The sequence below is a fragment of the Chamaesiphon minutus PCC 6605 genome, assembly GCF_000317145.1.
In the GTDB taxonomy this organism is placed as follows: domain Bacteria; phylum Cyanobacteriota; class Cyanobacteriia; order Cyanobacteriales; family Chamaesiphonaceae; genus Chamaesiphon; species Chamaesiphon minutus.
Window position 1 is genome coordinate 410,926 of the sequence record NC_019697.1, and the last position, 22,098, is coordinate 433,023.

Annotated in this window: 25 protein-coding genes; 6 read left to right on the forward strand and 19 right to left on the reverse strand. The window is 45.6% G+C overall.

Annotation, left to right across the window (positions count from 1 at the left end; translation table 11 throughout):
- Nucleotides 1-68: 68 nt before the first annotated feature.
- Nucleotides 69-1,469, forward strand: coding sequence for a signal recognition particle protein (gene ffh, locus CHA6605_RS01900; protein WP_015157863.1), 1,401 nt, complete (start codon nucleotides 69-71; stop codon nucleotides 1,467-1,469).
- Nucleotides 1,470-1,761: 292 nt separating this feature from the next.
- Complete coding sequence (locus tag CHA6605_RS01905) at nucleotides 1,762-2,376, forward strand: TetR/AcrR family transcriptional regulator (RefSeq protein WP_015157864.1); 615 nt, start codon at nucleotides 1,762-1,764, stop codon at nucleotides 2,374-2,376.
- Nucleotides 2,377-2,837: 461 nt separating this feature from the next.
- Here CHA6605_RS01905 and CHA6605_RS01910 read toward each other — a convergent pair whose 3' ends face one another.
- Nucleotides 2,838-3,239 (reverse strand): DUF4332 domain-containing protein, encoded by a 402-nt coding sequence (locus CHA6605_RS01910; protein WP_015157865.1) that lies wholly within the window; start codon nucleotides 3,237-3,239, stop codon nucleotides 2,838-2,840.
- Between the two features lie 94 nt (nucleotides 3,240-3,333).
- Between CHA6605_RS01910 and CHA6605_RS01915 the strand changes: the two genes are divergently transcribed.
- Together CHA6605_RS01915 and CHA6605_RS01920 are read left to right on the forward strand one after the other, a co-directional pair.
- Nucleotides 3,334-4,920: a rhomboid family protein gene (locus CHA6605_RS01915; RefSeq protein WP_015157866.1), complete on the forward strand. Its 1,587-nt coding sequence runs from the start codon at nucleotides 3,334-3,336 to the stop codon at nucleotides 4,918-4,920.
- 72 nt (nucleotides 4,921-4,992) lie between these two features.
- Nucleotides 4,993-5,187 carry a PDDEXK family nuclease gene (locus CHA6605_RS01920; protein ID WP_041547446.1) on the forward strand — a complete coding sequence of 65 codons (195 nt, stop codon included), beginning with the start codon at nucleotides 4,993-4,995 and terminating at the stop codon, nucleotides 5,185-5,187.
- A gap of 1 nt (nucleotide 5,188) precedes the next feature.
- Here the strand turns inward: CHA6605_RS01920 and CHA6605_RS01925 are convergent, their stop codons facing one another.
- The 7 genes from CHA6605_RS01925 to CHA6605_RS01955 all read right to left on the reverse strand — a co-directional run bounded on the left by CHA6605_RS01925 (nucleotide 5,189) and on the right by CHA6605_RS01955 (nucleotide 11,063).
- A complete protein-coding gene (locus CHA6605_RS01925; protein ID WP_015157867.1) occupies nucleotides 5,189-5,836 on the reverse strand; it encodes a class I SAM-dependent methyltransferase in 648 nt (215 codons plus the stop codon).
- Nucleotides 5,837-5,920: 84 nt separating this feature from the next.
- Nucleotides 5,921-6,301, reverse strand: coding sequence for a hypothetical protein (locus CHA6605_RS01930; RefSeq protein ID WP_015157868.1), 381 nt, complete (start codon nucleotides 6,299-6,301; stop codon nucleotides 5,921-5,923).
- A 356-nt stretch (nucleotides 6,302-6,657) separates the two neighbouring features.
- Nucleotides 6,658-8,193 (reverse strand): mercuric reductase, encoded by a 1,536-nt coding sequence (locus CHA6605_RS01935; RefSeq protein ID WP_015157869.1) that lies wholly within the window; start codon nucleotides 8,191-8,193, stop codon nucleotides 6,658-6,660.
- A gap of 102 nt (nucleotides 8,194-8,295) precedes the next feature.
- Complete coding sequence (locus tag CHA6605_RS01940) at nucleotides 8,296-9,033, reverse strand: TVP38/TMEM64 family protein (RefSeq protein ID WP_015157870.1); 738 nt, start codon at nucleotides 9,031-9,033, stop codon at nucleotides 8,296-8,298.
- A 36-nt stretch (nucleotides 9,034-9,069) separates the two neighbouring features.
- Nucleotides 9,070-9,630, reverse strand: a complete 561-nt coding sequence (locus CHA6605_RS01945) for a DEP domain-containing protein (protein ID WP_015157871.1) — start codon at nucleotides 9,628-9,630, stop codon at nucleotides 9,070-9,072.
- Between the two features lie 101 nt (nucleotides 9,631-9,731).
- Complete coding sequence (gene arsM, locus CHA6605_RS01950; RefSeq protein WP_015157872.1) at nucleotides 9,732-10,700, reverse strand: arsenosugar biosynthesis arsenite methyltransferase ArsM; 969 nt, start codon at nucleotides 10,698-10,700, stop codon at nucleotides 9,732-9,734.
- Nucleotides 10,701-10,778: 78 nt separating this feature from the next.
- Nucleotides 10,779-11,063 (reverse strand): hypothetical protein, encoded by a 285-nt coding sequence (locus CHA6605_RS01955; protein WP_015157873.1) that lies wholly within the window; start codon nucleotides 11,061-11,063, stop codon nucleotides 10,779-10,781.
- Between the two features lie 31 nt (nucleotides 11,064-11,094).
- On the opposite strand from CHA6605_RS01955, the gene CHA6605_RS01960 reads away from it, so the two are divergent.
- Entirely contained in the window at nucleotides 11,095-11,562 is a 468-nt protein-coding gene (locus CHA6605_RS01960) for a DUF4351 domain-containing protein (protein ID WP_041547451.1), read from the forward strand.
- Between the two features lie 75 nt (nucleotides 11,563-11,637).
- Here CHA6605_RS01960 and CHA6605_RS01965 read toward each other — a convergent pair whose 3' ends face one another.
- The 11 genes from CHA6605_RS01965 to CHA6605_RS02015 form a co-directional block, all read right to left on the reverse strand.
- Entirely contained in the window at nucleotides 11,638-12,486 is an 849-nt protein-coding gene (locus tag CHA6605_RS01965; RefSeq protein ID WP_015157875.1) for an ATP-grasp domain-containing protein, read from the reverse strand.
- A 93-nt stretch (nucleotides 12,487-12,579) separates the two neighbouring features.
- Nucleotides 12,580-13,047 (reverse strand): hypothetical protein, encoded by a 468-nt coding sequence (locus CHA6605_RS01970; protein WP_041547453.1) that lies wholly within the window; start codon nucleotides 13,045-13,047, stop codon nucleotides 12,580-12,582.
- 50 nt (nucleotides 13,048-13,097) lie between these two features.
- A complete protein-coding gene (locus CHA6605_RS01975; RefSeq protein WP_041547456.1) occupies nucleotides 13,098-13,277 on the reverse strand; it encodes a hypothetical protein in 180 nt (59 codons plus the stop codon).
- Nucleotides 13,278-13,394: 117 nt separating this feature from the next.
- Complete coding sequence (locus CHA6605_RS01980) at nucleotides 13,395-13,826, reverse strand: hypothetical protein (protein ID WP_015157876.1); 432 nt, start codon at nucleotides 13,824-13,826, stop codon at nucleotides 13,395-13,397.
- A 1-nt stretch (nucleotide 13,827) separates the two neighbouring features.
- Complete coding sequence (locus tag CHA6605_RS31150) at nucleotides 13,828-14,343, reverse strand: DUF6714 family protein (RefSeq protein WP_015157877.1); 516 nt, start codon at nucleotides 14,341-14,343, stop codon at nucleotides 13,828-13,830.
- On the reverse strand, nucleotides 14,343-14,930 hold the full coding sequence (locus CHA6605_RS01990) for a dihydrofolate reductase family protein (RefSeq protein ID WP_015157878.1): 588 nt from the start codon (nucleotides 14,928-14,930) through the stop codon (nucleotides 14,343-14,345). The genes CHA6605_RS31150 and CHA6605_RS01990 overlap by 1 nt, the downstream gene beginning before the upstream one ends.
- Nucleotides 14,931-14,978: 48 nt before the next feature.
- On the reverse strand, nucleotides 14,979-15,440 hold the full coding sequence (locus CHA6605_RS01995) for an SRPBCC family protein (protein ID WP_015157879.1): 462 nt from the start codon (nucleotides 15,438-15,440) through the stop codon (nucleotides 14,979-14,981).
- Between the two features lie 11 nt (nucleotides 15,441-15,451).
- Nucleotides 15,452-15,886 (reverse strand): GNAT family N-acetyltransferase, encoded by a 435-nt coding sequence (locus tag CHA6605_RS02000; protein ID WP_015157880.1) that lies wholly within the window; start codon nucleotides 15,884-15,886, stop codon nucleotides 15,452-15,454.
- 16 nt (nucleotides 15,887-15,902) lie between these two features.
- Nucleotides 15,903-16,580 (reverse strand): hypothetical protein, encoded by a 678-nt coding sequence (locus CHA6605_RS02005; protein ID WP_015157881.1) that lies wholly within the window; start codon nucleotides 16,578-16,580, stop codon nucleotides 15,903-15,905.
- Nucleotides 16,581-16,674: 94 nt separating this feature from the next.
- Nucleotides 16,675-17,064: a hypothetical protein gene (locus CHA6605_RS02010; protein WP_015157882.1), complete on the reverse strand. Its 390-nt coding sequence runs from the start codon at nucleotides 17,062-17,064 to the stop codon at nucleotides 16,675-16,677.
- A gap of 127 nt (nucleotides 17,065-17,191) precedes the next feature.
- Nucleotides 17,192-17,575 carry a hypothetical protein gene (locus tag CHA6605_RS02015; protein ID WP_015157883.1) on the reverse strand — a complete coding sequence of 128 codons (384 nt, stop codon included), beginning with the start codon at nucleotides 17,573-17,575 and terminating at the stop codon, nucleotides 17,192-17,194.
- Nucleotides 17,576-18,312: 737 nt separating this feature from the next.
- On the opposite strand from CHA6605_RS02015, the gene CHA6605_RS02020 reads away from it, so the two are divergent.
- On the forward strand, nucleotides 18,313-22,095 hold the full coding sequence (locus tag CHA6605_RS02020; RefSeq protein ID WP_015157884.1) for a WD40 domain-containing protein: 3,783 nt from the start codon (nucleotides 18,313-18,315) through the stop codon (nucleotides 22,093-22,095).
- The last annotated feature ends 3 nt before the right edge of the window (nucleotides 22,096-22,098 follow it).

The window sequence follows — 22,098 nt, forward strand, 5'->3', positions numbered from 1 at the left end:
TGTTTCGCATCCATTACACTAGAGTTAGAGCCAAAGCGTCGCTCCTCGATAACTGTTAATTTCTGATTATGTTTGACCAATTAGCCGAAAGTTTAGAATCAGCCTGGGTAAAATTGCGCGGTAAGGACAAAATCAAGTCCTCCAACATTCAAGATGCGCTCAAGGAAGTCCGCCGCGCCCTGCTTTCGGCTGATGTAAACGTCCAAGTGGTCACCAATTTCGTTAAGGAAGTCGAAACTAAAGCCCAAGGTGCGAACGTAGTTTCGGGCGTTCGCCCCGACCAGCAGTTTATCAAAATTGTTTACGACGAACTGGTCAAGACGATGGGGGAAACCAATAGTCCCCTCGCGAATGCCAGTACCAAACCCACAGTAATTCTGATGGCGGGTTTGCAAGGTGCGGGTAAAACTACAGCGACAGCTAAACTTGCCTTACATTTACGCAAAGAAAACCGCACTGCGCTGATGGTGGCTACCGACGTTTATCGTCCGGCGGCGATCGATCAGCTCATCACTCTAGGCAAGCAAATTGACGTCCCAGTGTTCGACATGGGCACGGATGCCAATCCGGTCGAAATTGCCCGCCAAGGCATCGCCAAGGCGCGGGAACTAGGCGTAGATACGGTGATTGTCGATACTGCCGGACGCTTGCAAATCGACGATCGGATGATGACGGAGTTAGCCGATGTCAAAGCCGCAATTCAACCGGATGAAATCTTACTGGTAGTAGACTCAGCCATCGGTCAAGAAGCTGCGAATGTCACGATGACTTTCCACGATCGGATTGGCATTACTGGCGCGATTTTGACCAAATTAGATGGAGATACGCGCGGTGGTGCGGCTCTATCCGTCCGAGCGATTTCCGGTCAACCGATTAAATTTGTTGGGGTGGGTGAAAAAGTTGAAGCCCTCCAACCATTCTATCCAGAGCGGATGGCGTCGCGGATTCTGGGGATGGGTGACGTCCTGACGTTGGTCGAAAAAGCGCAGGAAGATTTCGACATTGCCGATGCCGCGAAATTAACTGAAAAAATCATCGAAGCCAGATTTGATTTCAATGACTTCATCAAACAGATGCGGTTATTGAAAAATATGGGTTCCCTCGGCGGTTTGCTCAAAATGATTCCGGGGATGGGTAAGCTCTCTGACGGTCAGTTGAAGCAAGGCGAAGATCAGCTCAAGAAAGCTGAAGCAATGATTCAGTCGATGACCAAGGAAGAACGGGGTAATCCGGATTTACTCGCGAGTACTCCCAGCCGTCGCCGTCGAATTGCCAAGGGTTGCGGTTATAACGAAAGCGATGTCAGTAAGCTCATTTCGGAGTTTACGCGGATGCGGAGTATGATGCAGCAGATGAGTATGGGCAATTTTCCAGGGATGGGTGGCGGTCAACCTGGCGCACGCGGCGGTCAACCTGGTGCGCCTGCTGCCAAGGTTAAGAAGAAGAAAAAGGGATTTGGCACTCTTTAGTGTCTGTCTATAGCCCTCCCCTTAGAGAATCCATTTAAGATATTTTAGTGGGGAGGGCGGGTTTATGCTATAAATTCCTGCCATCGACCGCAAGATTCAAACAAACCCGCCCATCCACCAATATCTCCCCTTTTCATGAAGAAACCTAAAGTTAAGATCGAGAAATCGATCGAGAATGTAAAGTGACGTAACTATCTCCAACGAACTATGAAGTAATGAGTAAATAATGAATTCGACTACAATAATGTAGAGATCCATTTAACAAGCATTCGATCGTGCTGGGTATGTATGTATGCAGATATTTCATAGCAGACAGAAGACAGAACTAAATACCCATGAAAGAATTATTCAAGCCGCTCAAAAACTGTTTGCCCGTCATGGTTATGATGGCACTAGCACCAAGGAATTAGCCGAAAAAGCAGGAATTGCTGAAGGCACTTTGTTTCGACATTTTACTAATAAAAAAGCAATTTTAGTAGAAGTCGCTACCCGAGGCTGGGTTGAATTATTGACAGATTTGTTAACAGAATTAAGCGAGATGGCTAGCTATGAAGCTATCTCTCAAGTAATGTACAAACGAATGCTACGATTGGGCGAAAACTATGACATGATGCGCGTCTGTTTTATGGAAGTTCAATTTCATCAAGATTTGCGCGAGCGGATTCAATCAGAAGTAATTGTCAAAATGACCGATGTTGCCGAAGCATTTTTTCTCACCGCAATGGATCGCGGTGTTTATCGGCGGATGAATCCACGGGTAATCGCTCAAGTATTTTTAGGCATGTTTGTCGTCGCTGGCTTCAGTCACGAAACAATTACCCAGCCAGGTGCCAGCCCTCAAGAAATGAAAGAGATGGCAGAAGGATTGGCGGATATCTTTTTGAATGGAGTCTTGGCGAAGAAGTAGGCTTTAGGCTTTAGGCTTTAGGCTTTAGGCTTTAGGCTTTAGGCTTTAGGCTTTAGGCTTTAGGCTTTAGGCTTTAGGCTTTAGGCTTTAGGCTTTAGGCTTTAGGCTTTAGGCTTTAGGCTTTAGGCTTTAGGCTTTTTAGAGTCAGCTAGTAGAGTGGGCAGTGCCCACCAACACATTATCAATTTAGCAATATAAATATTTGGGGTGCTTAGGATCGCTAGATTGTGTAGACATAGCGATCTCGAAGCATAACCCGGCTAATAGATATAAGCAGTATAAATACTTTTTGTTAAGGCTAAAAATGCTCTGTGGGCGGTGCCCACCCTACATTTTTAGCTACTATCCCTGTTTGAAGATCGAGCCGATAACCCAAAAAGAGGTAAATAATATCGGTAAGATGCAGATAATTTGCATTGGTAAATCTTCTGCGGGGAATGGTGATCTTATTTTACTCATCTTCAGATTAGTTCTTGAGATTGCTTTATCCAGCTTTGCACTTGAGTGAGATCGGGACAGAGATCGCGTCGTTGTAGTGTAGCTACGTGCAGACGGAGTAATTGTTGATGCAGCTTATGGGCGGGCATTTGGGCTAATTGTCTGACAGAGACGATCCCAGTATGAAGGAGCAAGCCATTATACTGACAACCGACGCCAGCCAATCGGGATAAATCGGCCAAAGCGACAAGTTTATTTACATACTGAATTTTGGTACCTAAACTAATCGCTAATTGCTGCTTGGTAGCAGCATCGGGAGCGATTTGGAGGAGTTGTCTGGTGGTATTAATGCCAAGTTGTTGAAGTTGAGCGCATTCGGACTTGTTTAAGCCGGGTAAATCGCCAATCGACCAATCGTAAATCATCTGGAGTAAGGTGAGAGAATTTTACAGAATGATGGAAAATACAAAATCTCGCTAACATGGTAGATACCCAGTAAATATCCACGATCGAGTTCTAATGGATTTCACTAGTATTGTTTTCATTCAGATAGCGATTTTTTCTTGTTTGGCGATCGTATTTCCCACATCGCGGAGTAGTTCCAGCATCAAAATTTCGGCAGCGATCGTGTTGATACTCTTATCGACAAGTTTCTATTTTAGGCCAGATCTGATGGCCAAGGTGGGACTAGGCGCGTGGGCTATTGCAATCTTGATACCGCTGTTGCTGATGCGCCAACTCGAATCATTAGTGATTAACTCGCAATACATGGCCGCCAGTCGGTTCGCTAAGTGGCTCAGATGGCTCGTACCGACCGATGGCATGTGGAATTATCACCACCTCCTCAAAGGCATTGCCCTAGCGCAGACGGGGCAAATGGAGGCCGCTGGGGAGATATTTGCTAGATCGAGAGCGAGCGAGCGCACGGAGATCGGCAGATCGGCAACTGCACTATTATATCGTTCTACCAATCGCTGGCAGGAATATATCGAGTGGGTACAACAGCGACTGACGCCAGCACAATTGCAACTCGATCGATCGACGAATTTAGCCTATTACCTGCGAGCATTTGCCGAAACTGGAGACTTGCGGCGGTGTATTGCCGAAGTAGCCAAACTCGATCGAGATCGTCAGCTTAACACGCAATATTTAAATCTACTAAAAATGTACATTCTCGCCTACTGTGGGCGCGTGGATGCTGCGATCTTGGCTTGTCAAAGCTTACTGTCGATGTATCCCGCCGAAGTACATCAATTTTGGATCGGCACGGCGGAATTAGCCGCAGGCAAGAAAGATGCCGCCAGACAAGAATTAAGACAGCTCAAGCAAACGACTACAGATAGCTGCATCCAACAGGATATTGCTTGGCGATTGTCCCAACCATTGCCCAATCTAGACAAACTCACACCTTACGACTGGGAAACCGTCGCTGGGATGGAAGCGACAGTCATTCAAGATGCTGGATATAGTTCGGTAACGCCTAATGATGTCCCCACGCCAGTTACCAACTTTATCATCGCGATTAATGTGCTCATCTTCTGTGCTGAATTATTTTGGCAATCTAAAATTGGGGACAAAGATTTTACCTTCATCCCATGGGGCGGTTTATCTGCGCCGCTAGTCGTCGGTGGGCAATGGTGGCGGATTATTACCGCCAACTTCCTCCATATGGGGATTTTGCACTTGGGGATGAATATGTTGGCATTGCTCTATTTAGGCAAATTTGTCGAATATCGACTCGGTACTTGGAAATACCTGTTTGCCTATTTGGTGGCGGGATTAGGTTCGATGGCAGTAATCACGTACATCGATCTCAAATGGATGACTACGCCCCATATCACAGTCGGCGCGTCGGGAGCGATTATGGGCATGTTAGGCGCAATGGGAGCGATTCACCTGCGCGGTTGGCGACAAGCCAAAGTTGCTGCTGCGGGACGGCAATTTCAGGCGGTACTATTTAGCGTCGGTTTCCAGCTCGTGTTCGATCTCACCAACGGCCATACCAGCATTGTCGGTCATTTTTCGGGACTAATTATCGGATTTTTGATAGGACTAATGTTACTCGGACTGCCAACAAAAGAGCTACCCAGATTGCCTTCGTCATAACAAATTACCAAAATTGGGAGATAATCCGATCGCAGATTTCTTTAGCGATCGGAATAAAATATAACTATTTCCATGTACCAGGAATATTGGATCGTCGATTATTTAGGATTGGGAGGACGAAATTTTATCGGCTATCCCAAACAACCGACGATTTCAACTTATTACTTAGTCGATGGTGAATACGATCTACATCAATTTAGAGCTAGCGATCTTATCCAATCGCCAACATTTCACAGTCTAGAATTCTCGATCGAGAACCTATTCTAATTTAGCCTCCTTTTCGAGCGGTGACGGCGTAAAAAGGATCGCCGCCGCCAGCACCGATTAATCGAAAAATATCGGGTACTTGACTGACATGAACGATCGCTTCTGGTTCGGTAAATCCAGGGACGGATTTAAAATAACCTTTGACTAATTCGACACGATCGCTTTCGCTGCCATCCCGCCAAGCTGCGATCGCTTTGTTATAAAACATCCGATTGGAAAAGCTAAAGATGGCGATCCCATTGGGTTTGAGAATGCGATAAATCTCGGCAAAAATTGCTTCGGGATATTGAAGATATTGGACGGAGACAGTATTTAAAACCGCATCAAAACTCGCGTCTTCTAAAGGCAGTTTGAGATCTTGGTTGAGATTTTGGATGAAGTAACTGTCGAAGCGCGGATTTTTGGCGAGTTCAGCTTCATTCAAACCATGCCCCTGGACGTATTCAAATTGCATCTCGTCGGGTAAATGCGATACCCAACTGCTCATCATGTCAAAGATGCGCGTATTTGAGGTGAGTCTCTCGCGATAGAGATTCGTCAATCGATCGATAAATCCGGCATCGACATGGGTAACAAATCGAGGTACGTCATAAAACGCTCGATCGTTACCACCATCTAACTTTTGACGTTGGGTCGGGTTCAGTAACATGTTAAAGAAAAGGGCTAATAATTGAGTTACTCTACCTCTACTTTAACAATCCTGACGGGAAGATTCCCGCTCGATCGAGATTAGCTAAAATTTGATGCCGAGTTGACCGTTGATGCCCCGAATTGAGTGATAACCAACTCCAAAAAAGGTATTCCCAGGCGGGCTAAACTGCACGCCACCTGAGTAAGCAACATCGCTACCATAAATGCCCAGTCCCACATAGGGAGAGATAGTTGGCACGCTAAAAAATTTGAGCAGATCGACACCAGTTTTGCCGTTATTATTACCAATTTCGGCACCGAGATCGAAAATTCTCACCCCAGCTCCATAACTGACGCCACCATCTTTACCACCTATGGTTACCCACGGTTCGGGGACGAGTTGAGCGGCTGCGGGGGTGGTGTGGAGCGCGCCGAGTGCGGCTAGCAACGCGATTGTGGAGCTAGAGATTAATTTTAATTTCATGAATGTTTGTCCTTTAGTGTTGGGAGCGGGGAGGTGGGCTGGTTTACCCAACCGCCACAATCTTAGAGCTTGCACCAGTACAAAAACATTAGTAATTAGTGTAGATCTGAGTGGGTACCCCCAAGGGGCACCCCCACACAATTAATCTGTAGGGGTGCCCCTTGTGGGTACCCTGGCTCTAAACTAAGCACTAGTTTAGTTAAACTGTCTTGTCTTGACACGCTTGGAAGAAACGCGCATCGCTGATGTCAGACGTGATTAATATCAAGCTCATTGAGAGTCGTAAAGTTACTGTTCTTGCTGACGATGGCTGCGTAAGATTGTTTCAGAGCTACTAGTGAGTGCCCATGGCATCTTCAAGACAATTTAGCCAACAATCCCAATAGCTTTTGATTGCGAGGGGTTAGTAAAGTTTTACGATAGGCATCGGCGGCTTTTTTAATGCCGTCGGCTTGGGTAGGATAGGGCTGGATTGTGTTGCTGAGTTTGCCCAGTCCGATTTTATTTACCATCGCTGTAGTGATGTGCGAGATGCTCTCTCCCGCGTGGCTAGAAACGATCGTCGCGCCCAAGATTTCATCGCTACCTCGGCGGTGGGTGATGCTGACAAAGCCATCAGTTTCGCCATCGGTAATGGCTCGATCGACTTTGGACATCGAGACTTTAATCGTGTCGAATTCGATTCCTGCTTGCTGTGCGTCATCTTCGGACATACCGACATGGGCGATTTCGGGGTCGGTATATGTTACCCATGGCATGACTAGGCTGCTGAGTTTGGTTTTCCCCAATCCAAAGGGCGAAAAAAGGGTATTTTTAATAACGATTCTAGCGGCGGCATCGGCGGCGTGGGTAAACTGCCATTTCATGCAGATATCGCCAGCCGCAAAGATTTTGGGATTGCTAGTTTGCAAGTAATCATTTACCCGAACGCCTTTGGTATCGCTGGCAACCTCGGCGGCGGCGAGATTGAGACTTTCGAGATTGGGCGTGCGTCCCGCACCGATTAAGATTTCATCGACGGTTATCGTCTCTTCGCGTCCGCTGTTATTGTAAGTCAGTGTTTTACCTGCATCAGAAGTGGTAACCTGTTGTACCTGACAATTAAAGACAAGTTTTACGCCTTCTTTAGCTAATACCTGCTGTAAAATATCGGCTGCGGCGGGATCTTCTTTAGTCAACAACCGACTGCCGCGATGTAATAATACGACCTCACAGCCCAGTCGCCCAAAGGTTTGCGCTAGTTCGCAACCGATCGCCCCACCACCGATGATAGCTAGTCGGCGCGGACGTTCGACGAGGGAAAACACCGTCTCATTAGTCAGAAATCCTGCTTCCCGAAGTCCGGAGATATTGGGAATCGCCGCGCGCGTACCCGTGGCGATGACAGCTTTTTTGAACTTGAGGATTTTATCTCCTACGGCGATCGCCTCTTTACTGGCAAAACTACCATCTCCCAAAAAGACATCGATCCCCAGATTGGCAAATCTAGCCGCAGAATCAGCATGACTGATTTGGGATCGAATCCGCCGGAGCCGCTCCATTACTGCCTCAAAATCAACCTCAAAGTTATCTACCTTAATACCTAGCTCTCTAGCCTTCCAAATCTCGCCGATCGTTCTGGCCGATCGAATGATAGTTTTCGAGGGCACACAGCCTACATTCAGGCAGTCTCCGCCCATTAAATTGCGCTCGATCAGGGCGATTTTTAAACCCAATCCTAGTCCCGCTGCTCCAGCCGCAACCACCAAACCCGCCGTTCCCGCACCCAACACCACTAAGTCATACATTTCCGCAGGCTGCGGATCGACCCAATCGGGGGGATGCACGTCCGCTAACAGCTTTTGGTTGTAAGCGTCCATGGGGGCGAGGTGCTTGGGGGAAAATGTAGTCATTTGGATTGGGGATAGGGAATAGGGAATAGATAGGGGATATGGGGTTAAACTTGTGCAATTAAGGAGAAAATTTGGTTATGTTCTGATGGATTTGACGCTCGGTCAACTTTCAACTGTCAAGTTGTCTAATGCTTGTTTGGCAATTCTGGTAACATACACTGTTGCGACGATCGTCGCCAGCAGTCCGACGATCCGAATCGTCCATTGGAGGGGGGGATTAGTCGGCGGAGTTTCTGTGCCAATTAGTGCCAAATTGCCTGCCAGAGAACCAAGATAGACAAACATTATGGTGCCCGGAATCATGCCGATCGCCCCAATTATATAATCCCGCATCGTAACTCCCGTCACTCCAAAGGCATAGTTAAGCAGGTTGAACGGAAAAATTGGCGATAACCGGGTGAGGAGGACGATTTTCAAGCCTTCTTTACTGACAGCGCGATCGATCGCCTGAAATTTGTTATTACCAGCAATTTTTTTTGCGACCCAATTGCGTGCTAAATAACGACCGACTAAAAACGCCACAATCGAACCCAATGTTGCCCCAATAAACACATAAACACTCCCCACCCACACGCCAAATAATACACCTGCACCTAACGTTAGAATAAACGCAGGCAAGAATGCTACTGTTGCAATAATATAGATACCGATATACGCTAAGGCACCGATCGATCCCAAACTGGCAATCCATTCGAGTGCATTTTTGAGCCACACTTGAGGATTGAAGCCAGAATCGATTGCTGAAGTTTGCGACCTAGCAGGTAATGTTGAAAATAAATAGCCGACAAATACCAAACAAGTTAACAATAAAACCTGACGCAGATTGATGGAAGATTTCATCATCTCTCTCATGATAAATGGATTAGATGCGGTAATTTATTCATCCCAATAAAAGCGATAGAAAAAGAAACCATCTTCAAAAGGATGAGCGTCAGTAACGTGGTGCATCAGCTTTTCATCGATGAGGCGTTGTCCCAACTTGACAGCATCAGCTTCAGAGAGAAAGAATTTTCGTACTAGCCAAGTTGTCATTTCGCTACCGACCATACAGCGGGGATAGAAAGTCAGCCGATAACGACGGTCTTTTATTTTGACGCCACCAATATCCCGCATTTGACGAACTAATTCTTTGAGATCGATTCTATCGATCGCGTTATCGATTAGTTTGGCTTGGCTGACATCGTATGACTTGAGTTTAGCATCTTGACACCAGACCGTGTATTTATCCGCTTCTTCCAACATCAAACACAGAACTTTGGGATCGAGCGATAATTGGCGCGTTAATTGTTGGGCTGATTCTAACCTATCTTTGGGGAAGGATTTGAGTTTTTTGAAGAGTCGATCTTCATAAAGAATCCCGACAATCGGAATCGGTCGATCGCTATCTGGATCGATCGCATCCTGAAATTGAACCTGGCTTTCCTTGAGCAATAGCATATTCAATTAAATAAGATCGTGATGTATGGCTTGCGCTTGGCGATCTTATTGTGCCCAAAAGCTAGAGTGTAATTACGACAGAATGTCCTATCGCCGATGCCCTAACAACATCCATCCCCTTGATAGTGCCAAGTTGAAGGAGTGACGATACATTCATCGGGTAGCAATGCCAACAATTTTGCAGCCGTTTTATCGCAGACTGCCGCAGGTAAGCCGCGTGGTAAAATATGTCCGGCTCGATCGTCGAAAACAGATTCCTTACCTGCATAGATTGCCGTTTTACCTGTAAAAATACAGGCTCCATCGTCGGGAATTGGCACTTTAAAGGCAACCGAATCGAGGCTTTCTAACAGTAAATGCGCATCGAGTCGATAACTAGGCGCATCCAACAATCGATAGGGACGCCGCGCGCGGATTTCGATTTGTCCGAAACCATTAGCAATCATCCGCTGCGTATATTCCTCATAAGTCATCGCCCCAGATAAACACATCGCCCGCAAGCGTTCGTCCTGCTGCAAGTGTAAGGGGATCTGACGCGTCGCGATCGGATCGCTCATTTGCAGTCTACCACCAGGTTTGAGCACTCGATAGGCTTCTGCTAGGGCGCGATCGAGATCTGCTGGTTCAAAGATGTTAAATAAACAATTCTGGGCGACGACATCTACAGACGCGTCTGGAACTGGCAAATTAAAAGCATCACCCGATCGAATTTCGACAAAACTCGGCTCGAACCAAGCATTAGACTCAGCAGCTAATTTGAGATTGTGCGCCGCCGCAGAGCGCATTTCAGGCACTGGATCGATCGCGATGACTCCGGCTACCCGCCGACTAAAATAAGCAAACTGGAGAGCCTCTAAGCCGCCACCCACGCCCACATACAATACCGTCGGCTCATTTCCCAACTCCGTCGGATGTACCGTACTCCCACAGCCATAGTTCATCTCCTGCATAATTTCGGGAACGTGCAATCCTGGTAGTTGTAAAGGAGTACTTTGCACGCAGCACAAGCCGACTTCTGGCGTTTTCGCAACTTCAGTATAAAACTGAGCGGCAGTCTCTAGATAACCCATAAAATAATTCCGATCCTTTGGCTAGACGATTTTGTAGCGGCTCATTCAGCTTTTATGATAAACCATCCATTCTTATATTCAATCTGAGGGTCTGAACTGCCAACATGCGAGCACATTATGCCATACCGCATCCATGTAGCATCGCGCTCGATCGTCGAAGTAGGCAAGTGTAGTTAGATCGATATCTGCAAGCCGAATCTCGATATCTTCACCCGATGCCAACGGCCCTCCTTCGCTGAAGATTAGATAGTCACTTTCGATGTCATAAATGTAGCCTTCATGATGTTCGCCATTATGGAGATCGAAAGCAACTCTGCTGCCAAAATTTTGAAATTCTTCAAAGATGAGATTGAGGTGTTTCATGCGATCGAATTAGCTCCAGTTCGCTATTATTTTGCCATCTGGCAATGCGATCGTGCTCTTACATTTGAAGTTGTTAGGTAAATCTGAAAGTGCCAAACTGGCTTTTGCCGACATCCTCAAGCTAGACCCCAATCTAGAATTGAGAAATGATATCATAGAAGTATCGATTAAGTACTGCGTCTATCTGGAACAATTTCAATCGGAATTAACTGCGGAGGATCTAAGTTTTATGACTTATGTAAAAGAAGTTGAAGAAGCCTATCAAGAATGGGTAAAAAAAAGACAGGCTGAGGGCAAGATTGAAGGCAAGATTGAAGGCAAGATTGAATTAGTAAATAAAATGGTTCGTGCTAAGTTTGGCATCGACACCCTGACAGCAGAACTAAGCGATCGATTATCCAGATTAAGCGATCGACAACTCGACGAATTTACCTCAAAAATATTTGAATGGCAAGATCTAAGTGAAATGGTGGCTTGGTTGAATACTCCGCAAGCTTAACACAAATGACAATCTGAGAGTATTCAAATATTATTTCGGTGTGGAATAGCAGCACTTGTGAATCCGATCGAGAAGTTAAACAGAGGGGTTCAACTCCAGATCGATGATATTTCGCCATAAGGTAAAGGGAGAAACTGCACCGTAACCACTTTCTTGTGCGTCGTTACACTCGATCGCGATCCATTCTCCAGCAATTGTTTGGGCGATGTCTATAACCACGAATGGTAAATTCAACCGCACTGCTGCGGCTTGAGCTACCGCTAATGCGGCTGTTTCTTCCTCACGATTCCAATTATAATCTGTAGACCAATATTGCCCAGCACCAACACAATTGCTATACCACCAAAACGAGCGAAACTCAAATGATGCAGGAATTTTTTCGGTAGCTGTCGATGGTACCGGACGCAATCGAATAAATTCTCGACAAACTAAATCTTGCCACTGCAAAATCGGATCGTCTGCATACATCTCGATCGCGCGATCGTATTCTGCGGCAGAGTGGATAATTGAAAGTGCGGCGCGATGGCGACTGGTTTGGCGACTACCTTTGAGAAATAGTGGTAGCCCTAATGTTTGTGCGACAGATTCAAAACTAGGTGGCTCTGAGAACCAGAGACTTTTGGGTGTCAATCCTGCCAGTAATGGATACCAATGGGTTAATTCGCTAGCTAATAAATACTGTTCTGGCGAGTGAATTAAAAAGATACCTTCGGCTGCTAATTGGGCGTAGAGTTCATTGTAATTGGTTGCTGCACCGAATCTACCGATCGCGGTAATTTGCTCTGGACGCTGCCACGGATGACGACAACTAAAAAATTGGGAAAGATTGAAATCATAGCTAGATAAACCTACTTCTCCCATTAATACCCACACTGCATCTTCGAGCAGGATGAGATCTAAATTCGCTCGATCGATACGTGGCATAATTATTTATTCGACCTCAGATATATAGCCATCCTAGCCGATCTAGGAGAAGACGACATCGTTATGTATCTGCTGAAGGTTATCGGCTAGCTATTAATGCTGGTGCAGAAAATTATTAATCTTATCTGTAATCTCCTGATACTGAGTTTGATTTTGACTGGGAACGGAGAGTGAAACTTTTTTACCAGTATTCAAAATAAAATGAATACTGTAGACTGATTTATTGTTAATGTAAAATGGTAGTTTGCCAACTTGAGATCGATTCTCTGTTCGAGACGCTACGCGAACGATTGTAGCTAGTGGTAATTTCGTCTGTCGATCGCCATACAGCAAGTATTTATTATCGACGATCGCTTCTCCAATATTACGATCGAATCGGCAACTCATCCGCAGGGGAATCGCCAAAGCACCAAAAACAACCGCCATACCAGCAGCTAAAAAGTTGATAATAAACAGTGAATTGGCCCACCGCTCGTCTTGTTCGATCGAGATTTTAGGTTGTTGAATATCTTTAATAAAAGCATTCAATCTATCGACTGTTTTATCGACTCGCTCTGTCACAAAAGCACGATAAGGATCTAATTTAATCTCACCTTTAGTAGTGATAATTACTACCCTTTTTCGCTAGTTTTGACAGTTTTTGCCGATGTCACAAATCCAGGGATTTGTTCTTTTTCTGTACCTAAAATACCTGCTACACTGCGTTGGCACTCAACTTGGCTAGATGCACTGCGTTGGCATTCTAACGTAATTAACTTGGCAGTTAGCCCGAGCAATTGTGAGCCAATCAAGAAAAAAGGTGTGACAAATAATAAACACCAGAGACATTGACGATTTTTGTCTGTTATGTGTAAGATTCGATCGGTCTGTTCGATAATTTACATAATAATACTTAAGCAAATATAAGATTATTCAGGCTTGACAATTTCGTAATTGTAGATCGCCTCACTAGCTTTAAGATCTTCTAATAGATCTAGAGATATCTCATTACCAAAAACTGCGTATAGCATTCCATCATAAGCAGAAAATTGAACGCTACCATTTGCTTCAATTTCCATGTGTAAAATACTAGAACCTAATCCAGGCTCAAGGGTATCTGTTAATGCCTCAACTTGAGTAGGGTCTAAGTTAATTAATATGCCATCGCCAGCCAATTTACTATTACTATCCTTAAATGGTGAATTAGATCCAATAATTTGATACTTAAATTGCGATAGGTCGAAATCTTCGATCGCCCAAATTGCCAGTCGAGTTTGCTGTTTAGATAATTGAGTTACGATCGCATGAAATAGTTCTCGAAATCGATCGGGATTAGATTCGAGCGAACCTATAGCATTCATCTTATATATCTCCTGTTAATTCTTGGCTGTATTCTTCCCATTGCCAGACGATTTGTAACTCGGCTTGACTTTCGGCATTTTCGCCATATTCGCCAACGACAAATCGTAGAAAAGCAGCAATTGCCGATACTTGATGGCGATCGAAGCCATATCTTCTAATCACCTCACTAGGAACACTTTTTCTTAAACTTCCCAGCATCCGCGAGATCTTGAAAAACGGGATATTAAAACTAATATATCCTTCGAGAGCGGCAATGATAAATGCGGGCAGATAGTAACGAGTTCCCCGTTCGTCCACGAACGATAGAGCCGATTCAAAATAGAAGAGGTTTGCACGGGGGATTTCTTGCCAGCGATCTTCTGGATCTTGCGATCTGGCGGCGATAACTTCGGCATCGGTACGGTACTTGTCGAGAGCGACCGCTTGATGTAAAGTGATGCCATCGCCGAGTTCTACATCTGCGAATGCCGTTTGAACCAGATCGATAATTGCTGTTGATGTTAAGGGTACTGACATTATTTATTCGATTCTCTCACTTTATAGTCAAGCAATAAGACTCCATTGTTATAGATCTTGCGATCGATAAGTTCTAAAGCAGTTGACTCAATCGATCCGGCAAACAGAGGGATACCTGCGCCCATTAAAAAGGGATTTACTTTTATAATTAGTCGATCGATTAACCGATTGGTAAATAGTGTTGTCGCTAAATTAGCACCACCACACAGCCAAATACCCTTGCCAGATTCAGCTTTTAAAGCGGTAACTAATTCGATCGCATTTTCGGTAACGAGTTCGACATTTGGATCTGGGCTTACTTTAATACTGCGAGAAAAAAGATACTGTTTTAGGTGCGAATACGGGCTGGTGATGCCATCTTTAAAGCCAATTTCGTAGGTTTTGCGCCCCATCAACACGATATCGAACCATTTATTTTCGGAGTCGATACCCATGACATCGCGGAGATGAGATGGCACCGTTTCGGGAAAGGAAGCAAATAAATCGGCAAAATATTCACCATCTTGGGAAAACCCATCGTGGGAGCCATCGAGATGGGCGATAAAGCCATCGACGCTACAAGCTACATAATAGATTAACTCTCGCATATATCCTCCCGATCCGAAATTCCAAGAGATGGTATTCTAAGTGGCTGGTTATGCCTGCTTTGGGTTTGCGATCTGGCGTGTATGTACCGCTACCGCCTGTTTGATCAACCAGGAAATTAACCATAGCGGCAGTGATGCAAATGCGTTCTTTGGGTGTAATTCAAAAGTTCTGTGAACTCGATACCCTGAATTTGTATTTTCAAAGTCCCAGCGTTCGATGAAATGTGTTGCTATATTCTTAATGGGTGAGGTGAAATCACTCATTTTTATAATTAAGCATTTCCCCACATTGAAGGATTGCACTGTTTCTTTGTGTTTCGATCCATCAGTATTTTCGACGTAGAATTCGGTGCCGACGATTGAATTCGCAGGCGATTTCATTGTTACCTTAGCAATCCCAGGGAGAACGCCATAGCCTTTGAAGCTACTCCATCGATCTACATCGAATATTTCTTTGCAGATCTGCTCTGGCGAAATCGAGCTGTCTGCTGCAACGGTAAAGGTAATCATATTCTTTTTGGCTAATTACTGATTAGATCGAATGAGAACATTACATGGTCGGTTGGTGCGGAATTGCTCACACTCGTATATAGACTCATCGCTGCGGTATTATCTCGATCGGTCAATACCCACGCTCCCGCACAGCCCAATTCCCACCCGATTTCAAACACCGCATTCATCAACCGTTTGCCGATGCCTTGGCGGTGGTGGGTTGCCGCAACACCAATTTCGTTAATCCACAGTTCTGGTACGGGTTTGTCAGGATGAACGTAATGAACGGCGGAGACAAACCCAATGACTAAATTATTATCGATCGCGACTACTAAATGATGGCGCGGATCGGCAAGAAATTCGATCGCACGGAGTAGATCGATCGCATCATCAAATACATCTGGATCGATATTTTTGAGGATATCTAGATCGTCACGATTGAGGATTTCGATCGTAATTGTCATGGCGCGTATTCCTTCCCTACTTCAATTCTACTCGAACGGTTTTGATCTCCTTGTCGTTGTACGCAGCGATCTTTGCAGATACAGTCTCTCTCGACATCGACCTCGATCGATTCAATGCTGTGACATGATATTTGTATCCCGCTCCGTATTTTGCACGGGCTAGCTCCACCGCTTTCCTTCCCAGGGCACCATCGCCCAGAATGTACTGGAAAACAGGAAGTAATACTGTAACTGCTGCCCCAAGGAAGAATCCTTGTTTCGGGATAGAGACATTACGACCGGAGTTAAGACTGGCAGAGATTACAGGCTCGGCACTCAGTTGTCTATACATCCAATAGGTAACGGCTGTCTCGACAATTCTAGAGAGATACCACATCGAAAACCCCTGCGGATCGAGGCGAAATTCCAGCGTCAAAAGGGCGAATGGGGTCGAACAAGATCGCATCAAGATCGAGCCAATACTATTAGCAATCCAGAAGGCGGCGATCCATCTGACGATATTCGCAGTACGCAGGCTACCCCGCATGAGATAAATGCCAACCACCACAATTAAGATGCTAGGGGATGAATAACTTCGATCTGGTGAATGGCTCGAATCCGTGGATACACGATAAACCATATACATCAAGTCGAGAATTCCTAGCGCGATCGACACAATCCCAACCTGTTTTAAAATAGCGCGATAATGTTGCATCTGTTTTAAGGTCTAAGAGGCTGTTTAGGATGGGGTGTTTAGAGACCATCCTAAAAGCTGTATTGACAATTATCAATTATCAATTATCAATTATTTAATTAGACCCTGGGATGCGTGCTGGTTCGACACCTTTAGGTTCCATTTTTCTCAACGTTGTGTTTGGCTTTGGTTTGCAGCGTTCGTGTGGTTTAGTTTCCAAACTAGCTGGATCGATGTTTTCCGAACCGACAATTAGTACTTTATAACGATCGGCTTTATCAACCACAATTTCACCACAACTATTGACTGATTTATCTTGGCGCGATCCAGATTTGTCCTGAGCATTAATGTATCTGATTTGGTATCGTTTAGTGGGTGTTAATCCTGTGACCACTACTTCACCTTTACTGGTTTTATAAGCTTCGGCAGCAGTAGCGATCGCGCTATTAGTTAGTACGAGCATTGCGGCAATAGACATTGTAGCAATTGAAAATTTAGTTGACATATATTTGCTCCAAAATTGAGATAAGTTTTGTGAGATTTCAGCGGTTTCCAACCGCTGTCTTGATGCGCTAAACCGTCGGGAGACCCGACGAGCGCGCATCACGAGCCACGACTGGCAATCCATTTATCTAACCTTTCAGTCTTCCAGGCTTGCCAGAGTCGCTACCAGAGCCGCTACCAGAGCCACCGCCAGAGCCACCACCAGAAACACCCGAACATTCGACAATCTCCTTGTCTGAAACTTGATAGGCTGAATCCCATCCGACAGTCACGGAATTTGGACAATTTGGATAGCTTTTGTTGACGATATAGACGGGGCCGCTTGAACCCTGAGTCTGAATTTTGACAGATTTAATTCCTTTAGAACTGGAGATATTACAACTAACACTAGCTGGAATAGTGCAGTTAGACACGACATCTGCTTGGGCAACAGATCCGATCGCGAAAGTGCCGAATAAAGTTGCGCTGGAAATCAAACTTGCAAATAGTAATTTAGATGGTAAAGTCGACATTATTTTTCTCCTTTAGTTGTTGTTGGTAGAGCAATCTATCGTTAATTGATGTATTACCTTCTAGTGCATTCTACGAAACTTTCAGAACTAATTTCGCAAAAGTTCTAAATTAAATTTTGATTTTGGATATTTATTTTACGTCTACAAAATACGCAAAAATTCCAATAAAAACGCATTATCAAATTGCAAAATAATGGCTTTATTTTTTGTAACTAAAGTCATCTTGAAAATTCGACTTGTATTTTTCGATCCGATCGTTATTGAGTAAAACAATCATCAATTGTCCCTACTCAACGAAAACTAGAGATCGAACAGGGAAACTCGATAAGTTGGGTTTCGCCTTTTGTCTGGGTATTACTAGTATCAGTTCGGGCAACTCTAGAAACCAGATAAGATAGATAAAGATAATAGCTAACTTAAGCAATAGCTTGAGATAATTGAATAAAACTCTGTGAGGGTGGCTGGTTTGGGGTTTTCTTTGCCCCTCGATCGGTAGGTTAAGTTGAGCCTTAAGTTAGTTGAATGTAACCCCGCCTGGAATGCCAACGATTGTGTCTTGAAAAGGTGCTCTACTTGGGGAAACCCCAAGACCGCACTTTCCGCAAATCGTGGCTCGTGTTGCGAAGTCCGCCTACGCGGACTAAGATATTCAGTCCGCATAGGCGGACTTCGCACTCTGAGGAGCGGTTTCTAACCGCTTAGATTTATAAATAGAACTTTCATAATGGGACATGAATATGACCCCTAAAAAGAATCGCCGACGGGGAGTCGTGCTGTCATCAATCGGTCAAAGTAAAATCGAACAGGCGCGGCGACAACTAGAAAAAACAGAGAATGCGGGCGATCGACTGACGATCGAAGAACTCAGCGAGCGATCGCGGTTATCTATAGCCACCATGACAAAGGTTTTAGCCGCTCGAATCGGCGTGGATAAGCAGACTCTAGATCTAGTATTTGTGGCCTTTGGGTTGCAGATGGAACGCGCCGATTATCAGCAACCGGAACATCACGAGGAGCCAGCGGAGATTCAAATCGATTCCCCCACAACGCAGATCATCGATTGGGGTGAAGCGATCGATGTTTCGATGTTTTACGGGCGAGATTCAGAAATTACCACGCTGACAACTTGGATTCAACAAGATAACTGTCGCCTAATTGCTTTATTGGGTATGGGCGGGATTGGCAAAACCGCTCTATCGGTCAAAATCGCCCAGCAACTCTTGCAAACTGAGCGATCCTTTGAATTTATCATTTGGCGTAGTCTTCGCAATGCTCCACCCTTAGAGTCCCTGCTGATTGACATCATCCAAGTGCTGTCCTGTCAGCAAGAAAACTTGGTTTCTTTGCCGATTTCAGCTCTATTAAATCGGTTACTGCATTACTTGCGATCGCATCGCTGTTTGCTGGTGTTAGACAATGGCGAAACCATCTTACAGAGTGGGGAATTTGCGGGAATCTATCGTCAAGATTATGAAGCCTATGGCGAACTATTCCGTCAGGCGGGTGAAATTTCCCATCAGAGTTGTCTGGTGCTAACCAGTCGCGAGAAACCAGAAACGATCGCCAATTTGGAGGGAATAACCTTACCAGTTCGAGCGATTGCCCTGACTGGATTATCGCCGAATGATAGCGATCGATTGTTTGCAGCGATCGGATTATCCTCATCATCAGCGATCGACAGACACAAGCTAATCGAAGTTTATGGTGGTAATCCCCTCGCTCTGAAAATTGTCGCCACCTCGATTCGAGAAATTTTTGATGGCAATGTCGATGGGTTTTTACATGCCGAAACTACTGTTTTTAATGGCATTCGGCGGTTACTAGACCAACAATACCAGCGGCTGATGCCGATCGAACGACAAGTAATGACGTGGTTGGCGATCGATCGCGATTGGGCAACTCTGGCTCAATTACAGGCGGATATCGTCCCGGCTGTCAGCACCCAGGGATTAATGGAAGCCTTAGAGTCTCTATCGCGGCGCAGTCTAATCGAGCAAAAAAACGCCCGCTTTACCCAACAACCAGTCGTCATGGAATACATGACCGAGCATTTAATCAACCAAATCTGTGCCGAAATCACTAACTGTCAACTGTCAACTGTCAACTGTCAACTGTTCAACACTTACGCTCTATCTAAAACCACCGTCAAAGAATATATTCGCGAGAGTCAAATTAGGTTGATTTTACAGCCGATCGCCCGATATCTGCGGGAGAGATTTAGATCGATCGAGCAGCTAGAGCGGCAGATGGGGCAAATTTTAGATCTGGTAAGGCGATCGGAAATCGCCGGATCGAGTTATGGAGCCGGAAATGCGATCGGTTTAATGCAAGATCTCCACATCGATCTGACTGGCTATACTTTTGCGAACCTCACCATTCGTCAAGCCTGTTTGCAAAAAACCCCCTTGCACCAGGTTAATCTTGCTCGCGCTCATCTGATGGATTGCCGATTTGCCGAGCCGATGAATGAGCCACATTCATCAGCAATCGATACCACTGGCGAACTGCTAGCTATGGGGGGGCAGGATGGCACGGTACAGATGCGGCAAGCATCGACAGGGCAACTATTATTCTCCGTTCGAGCGCATACAACCTTTGTATTAGCTCTGACTTTTAGCCCCGATAGCAAAACCCTCGTAAGTGGCTGTATCGGTGGGGGGATAAAATTCTGGGATGTCCACACGGGCAACTGCCAGCAGACTTGGGACAAAGGCAGGATTTGGACTTTGGATTTTAGTCCTGACGGGCGATTATTAGTAGCAGGTTTGAGCGATCGCGATAACTCGATTTGTATTTGGGATGTACAGACAGCAGAATGCCTCAAAATTTTAATCGGGCATTCTGCCCCAGTCTGTGGCATTGCTTTTGCACCATACCCCATTGACAATCGACAACTGATGGTGACGACAGGGCAAGATTCCGTAGTGAAGATTTGGGATGTCGAAAGTGGCGGTTGCGTTCGGACTTTGACCGAACATACCGGACAGATCTGGTCGGTGTGTTTTCATCCCGACGGAGATCGGTTTGCTACCTGTAGCTTCGATCGTTCCATTAAGATTTGGGATGTAACAACGGGTGCTTGTCTCCAGACGCTACTAGGTCATACCAAAGAAGTATCTAGAGTTAGATTTAGTCCCGACGGTCACTTATTAGTCAGTGCCTGCACAGATCGCACTGCTCGGCTGTGGGACACCGTAACTGGCAAATGTCTCAAAGTGTTGCAAGGACACCAGGAGCCAGTTTGGGCGGTAGAATTTACCGCAGGTTATCTTGGCTCCACTGCGCGGAACGAGCATCAATCGGGTAGTTCGATCGCCGAACGATTCCTCGTAAGTATCGGACTCGATCGCACCGTTCGATTTTGGGAGATCGTTTATCAGTACCGATCCAATCCGCTCTCGATCGATCCTGCTTCCATTTCCAGTCATTGCCTGAAAACCATTCAGGGTGGTGGCGAGGGGATTCGTGTCATGGCGATCCATCCCGATCGACAGTTATTTGCCAGCGGTGGTATGAGTGAATCGATCCATGTATGGGAACTATGCGATCGATCCGAGCCATGCCAGCCACACGAACCGATCGGCACGAGTGCGCCAACCGGAAAATGTCTCCAAAAACTTACCGTTCATAACTCAAGTAGCTGGACGATTGCCTTTCACCCTCAAGGTAAATTGTTAGCCAGCGGACACTTGAATGGCGAACTGAGGATTTGGGAGGTCGAATCTGGAAAATGTCTACATAACTTGCCCACAAATCATTCATACATGATTCAATTCTGTCGATTTAGCCCCCAAGGGGATCTGGTCGGTTGTATCGGTAGTACAGAGTCTAGCATTCGCTTCTGGAATATCCAGACTGGAGAATGCTGGCGCACGATCTGGCTAGAAGCCGAATCTTACATCTTCGGACTGGATTTTCATCCCCAAGGACACTATTTTGTGACCGCTGGACACGACGATCGAGTCCGCTGGTGGGATATGCAGTCAGGGGAGTGTTTCAGAAGTCAAGCGGCAAACGAAGGGCATGTTTGGGCGATTAATTTCCATCCCCACGGACATCTATTTGCCAGTGTCGGCGGTAGTCCCGATGTCAAAATTTGGGATGCAGAATCGGGGGAATGCGTAAGGTTATTATCAGGACATACCGGAAATCTGGGCGGGGTGGCTTTCAGTCCCGATGGTTTAATCTTAGCTAGCGGTCGAAGCGATCGCACCATTCGGCTGTGGGATGTAGCTACTGGTGAGTGTTTGCACGTTTTAGCAGGTCATACCAGCGGTGTTACGTCGGTAGGCTTCATCTCAATAGACAGTTCGCCGCAAATTCTTGCAAGTGCTAGTTTTGATGGCACGATTCGATTGTGGGATGTGCAAACTGGCGAATGCTTGAATATGTTTCGTCCCGATCGACTTTATGAAGGAATGGATATTACTGGTATAACTGGATTGACACAGGGATCGATCGCGACGCTCAAAAGTCTGGGCGCGATCGATCTTTTGTCAAATGAGATCGTTAGATCGTAAAAG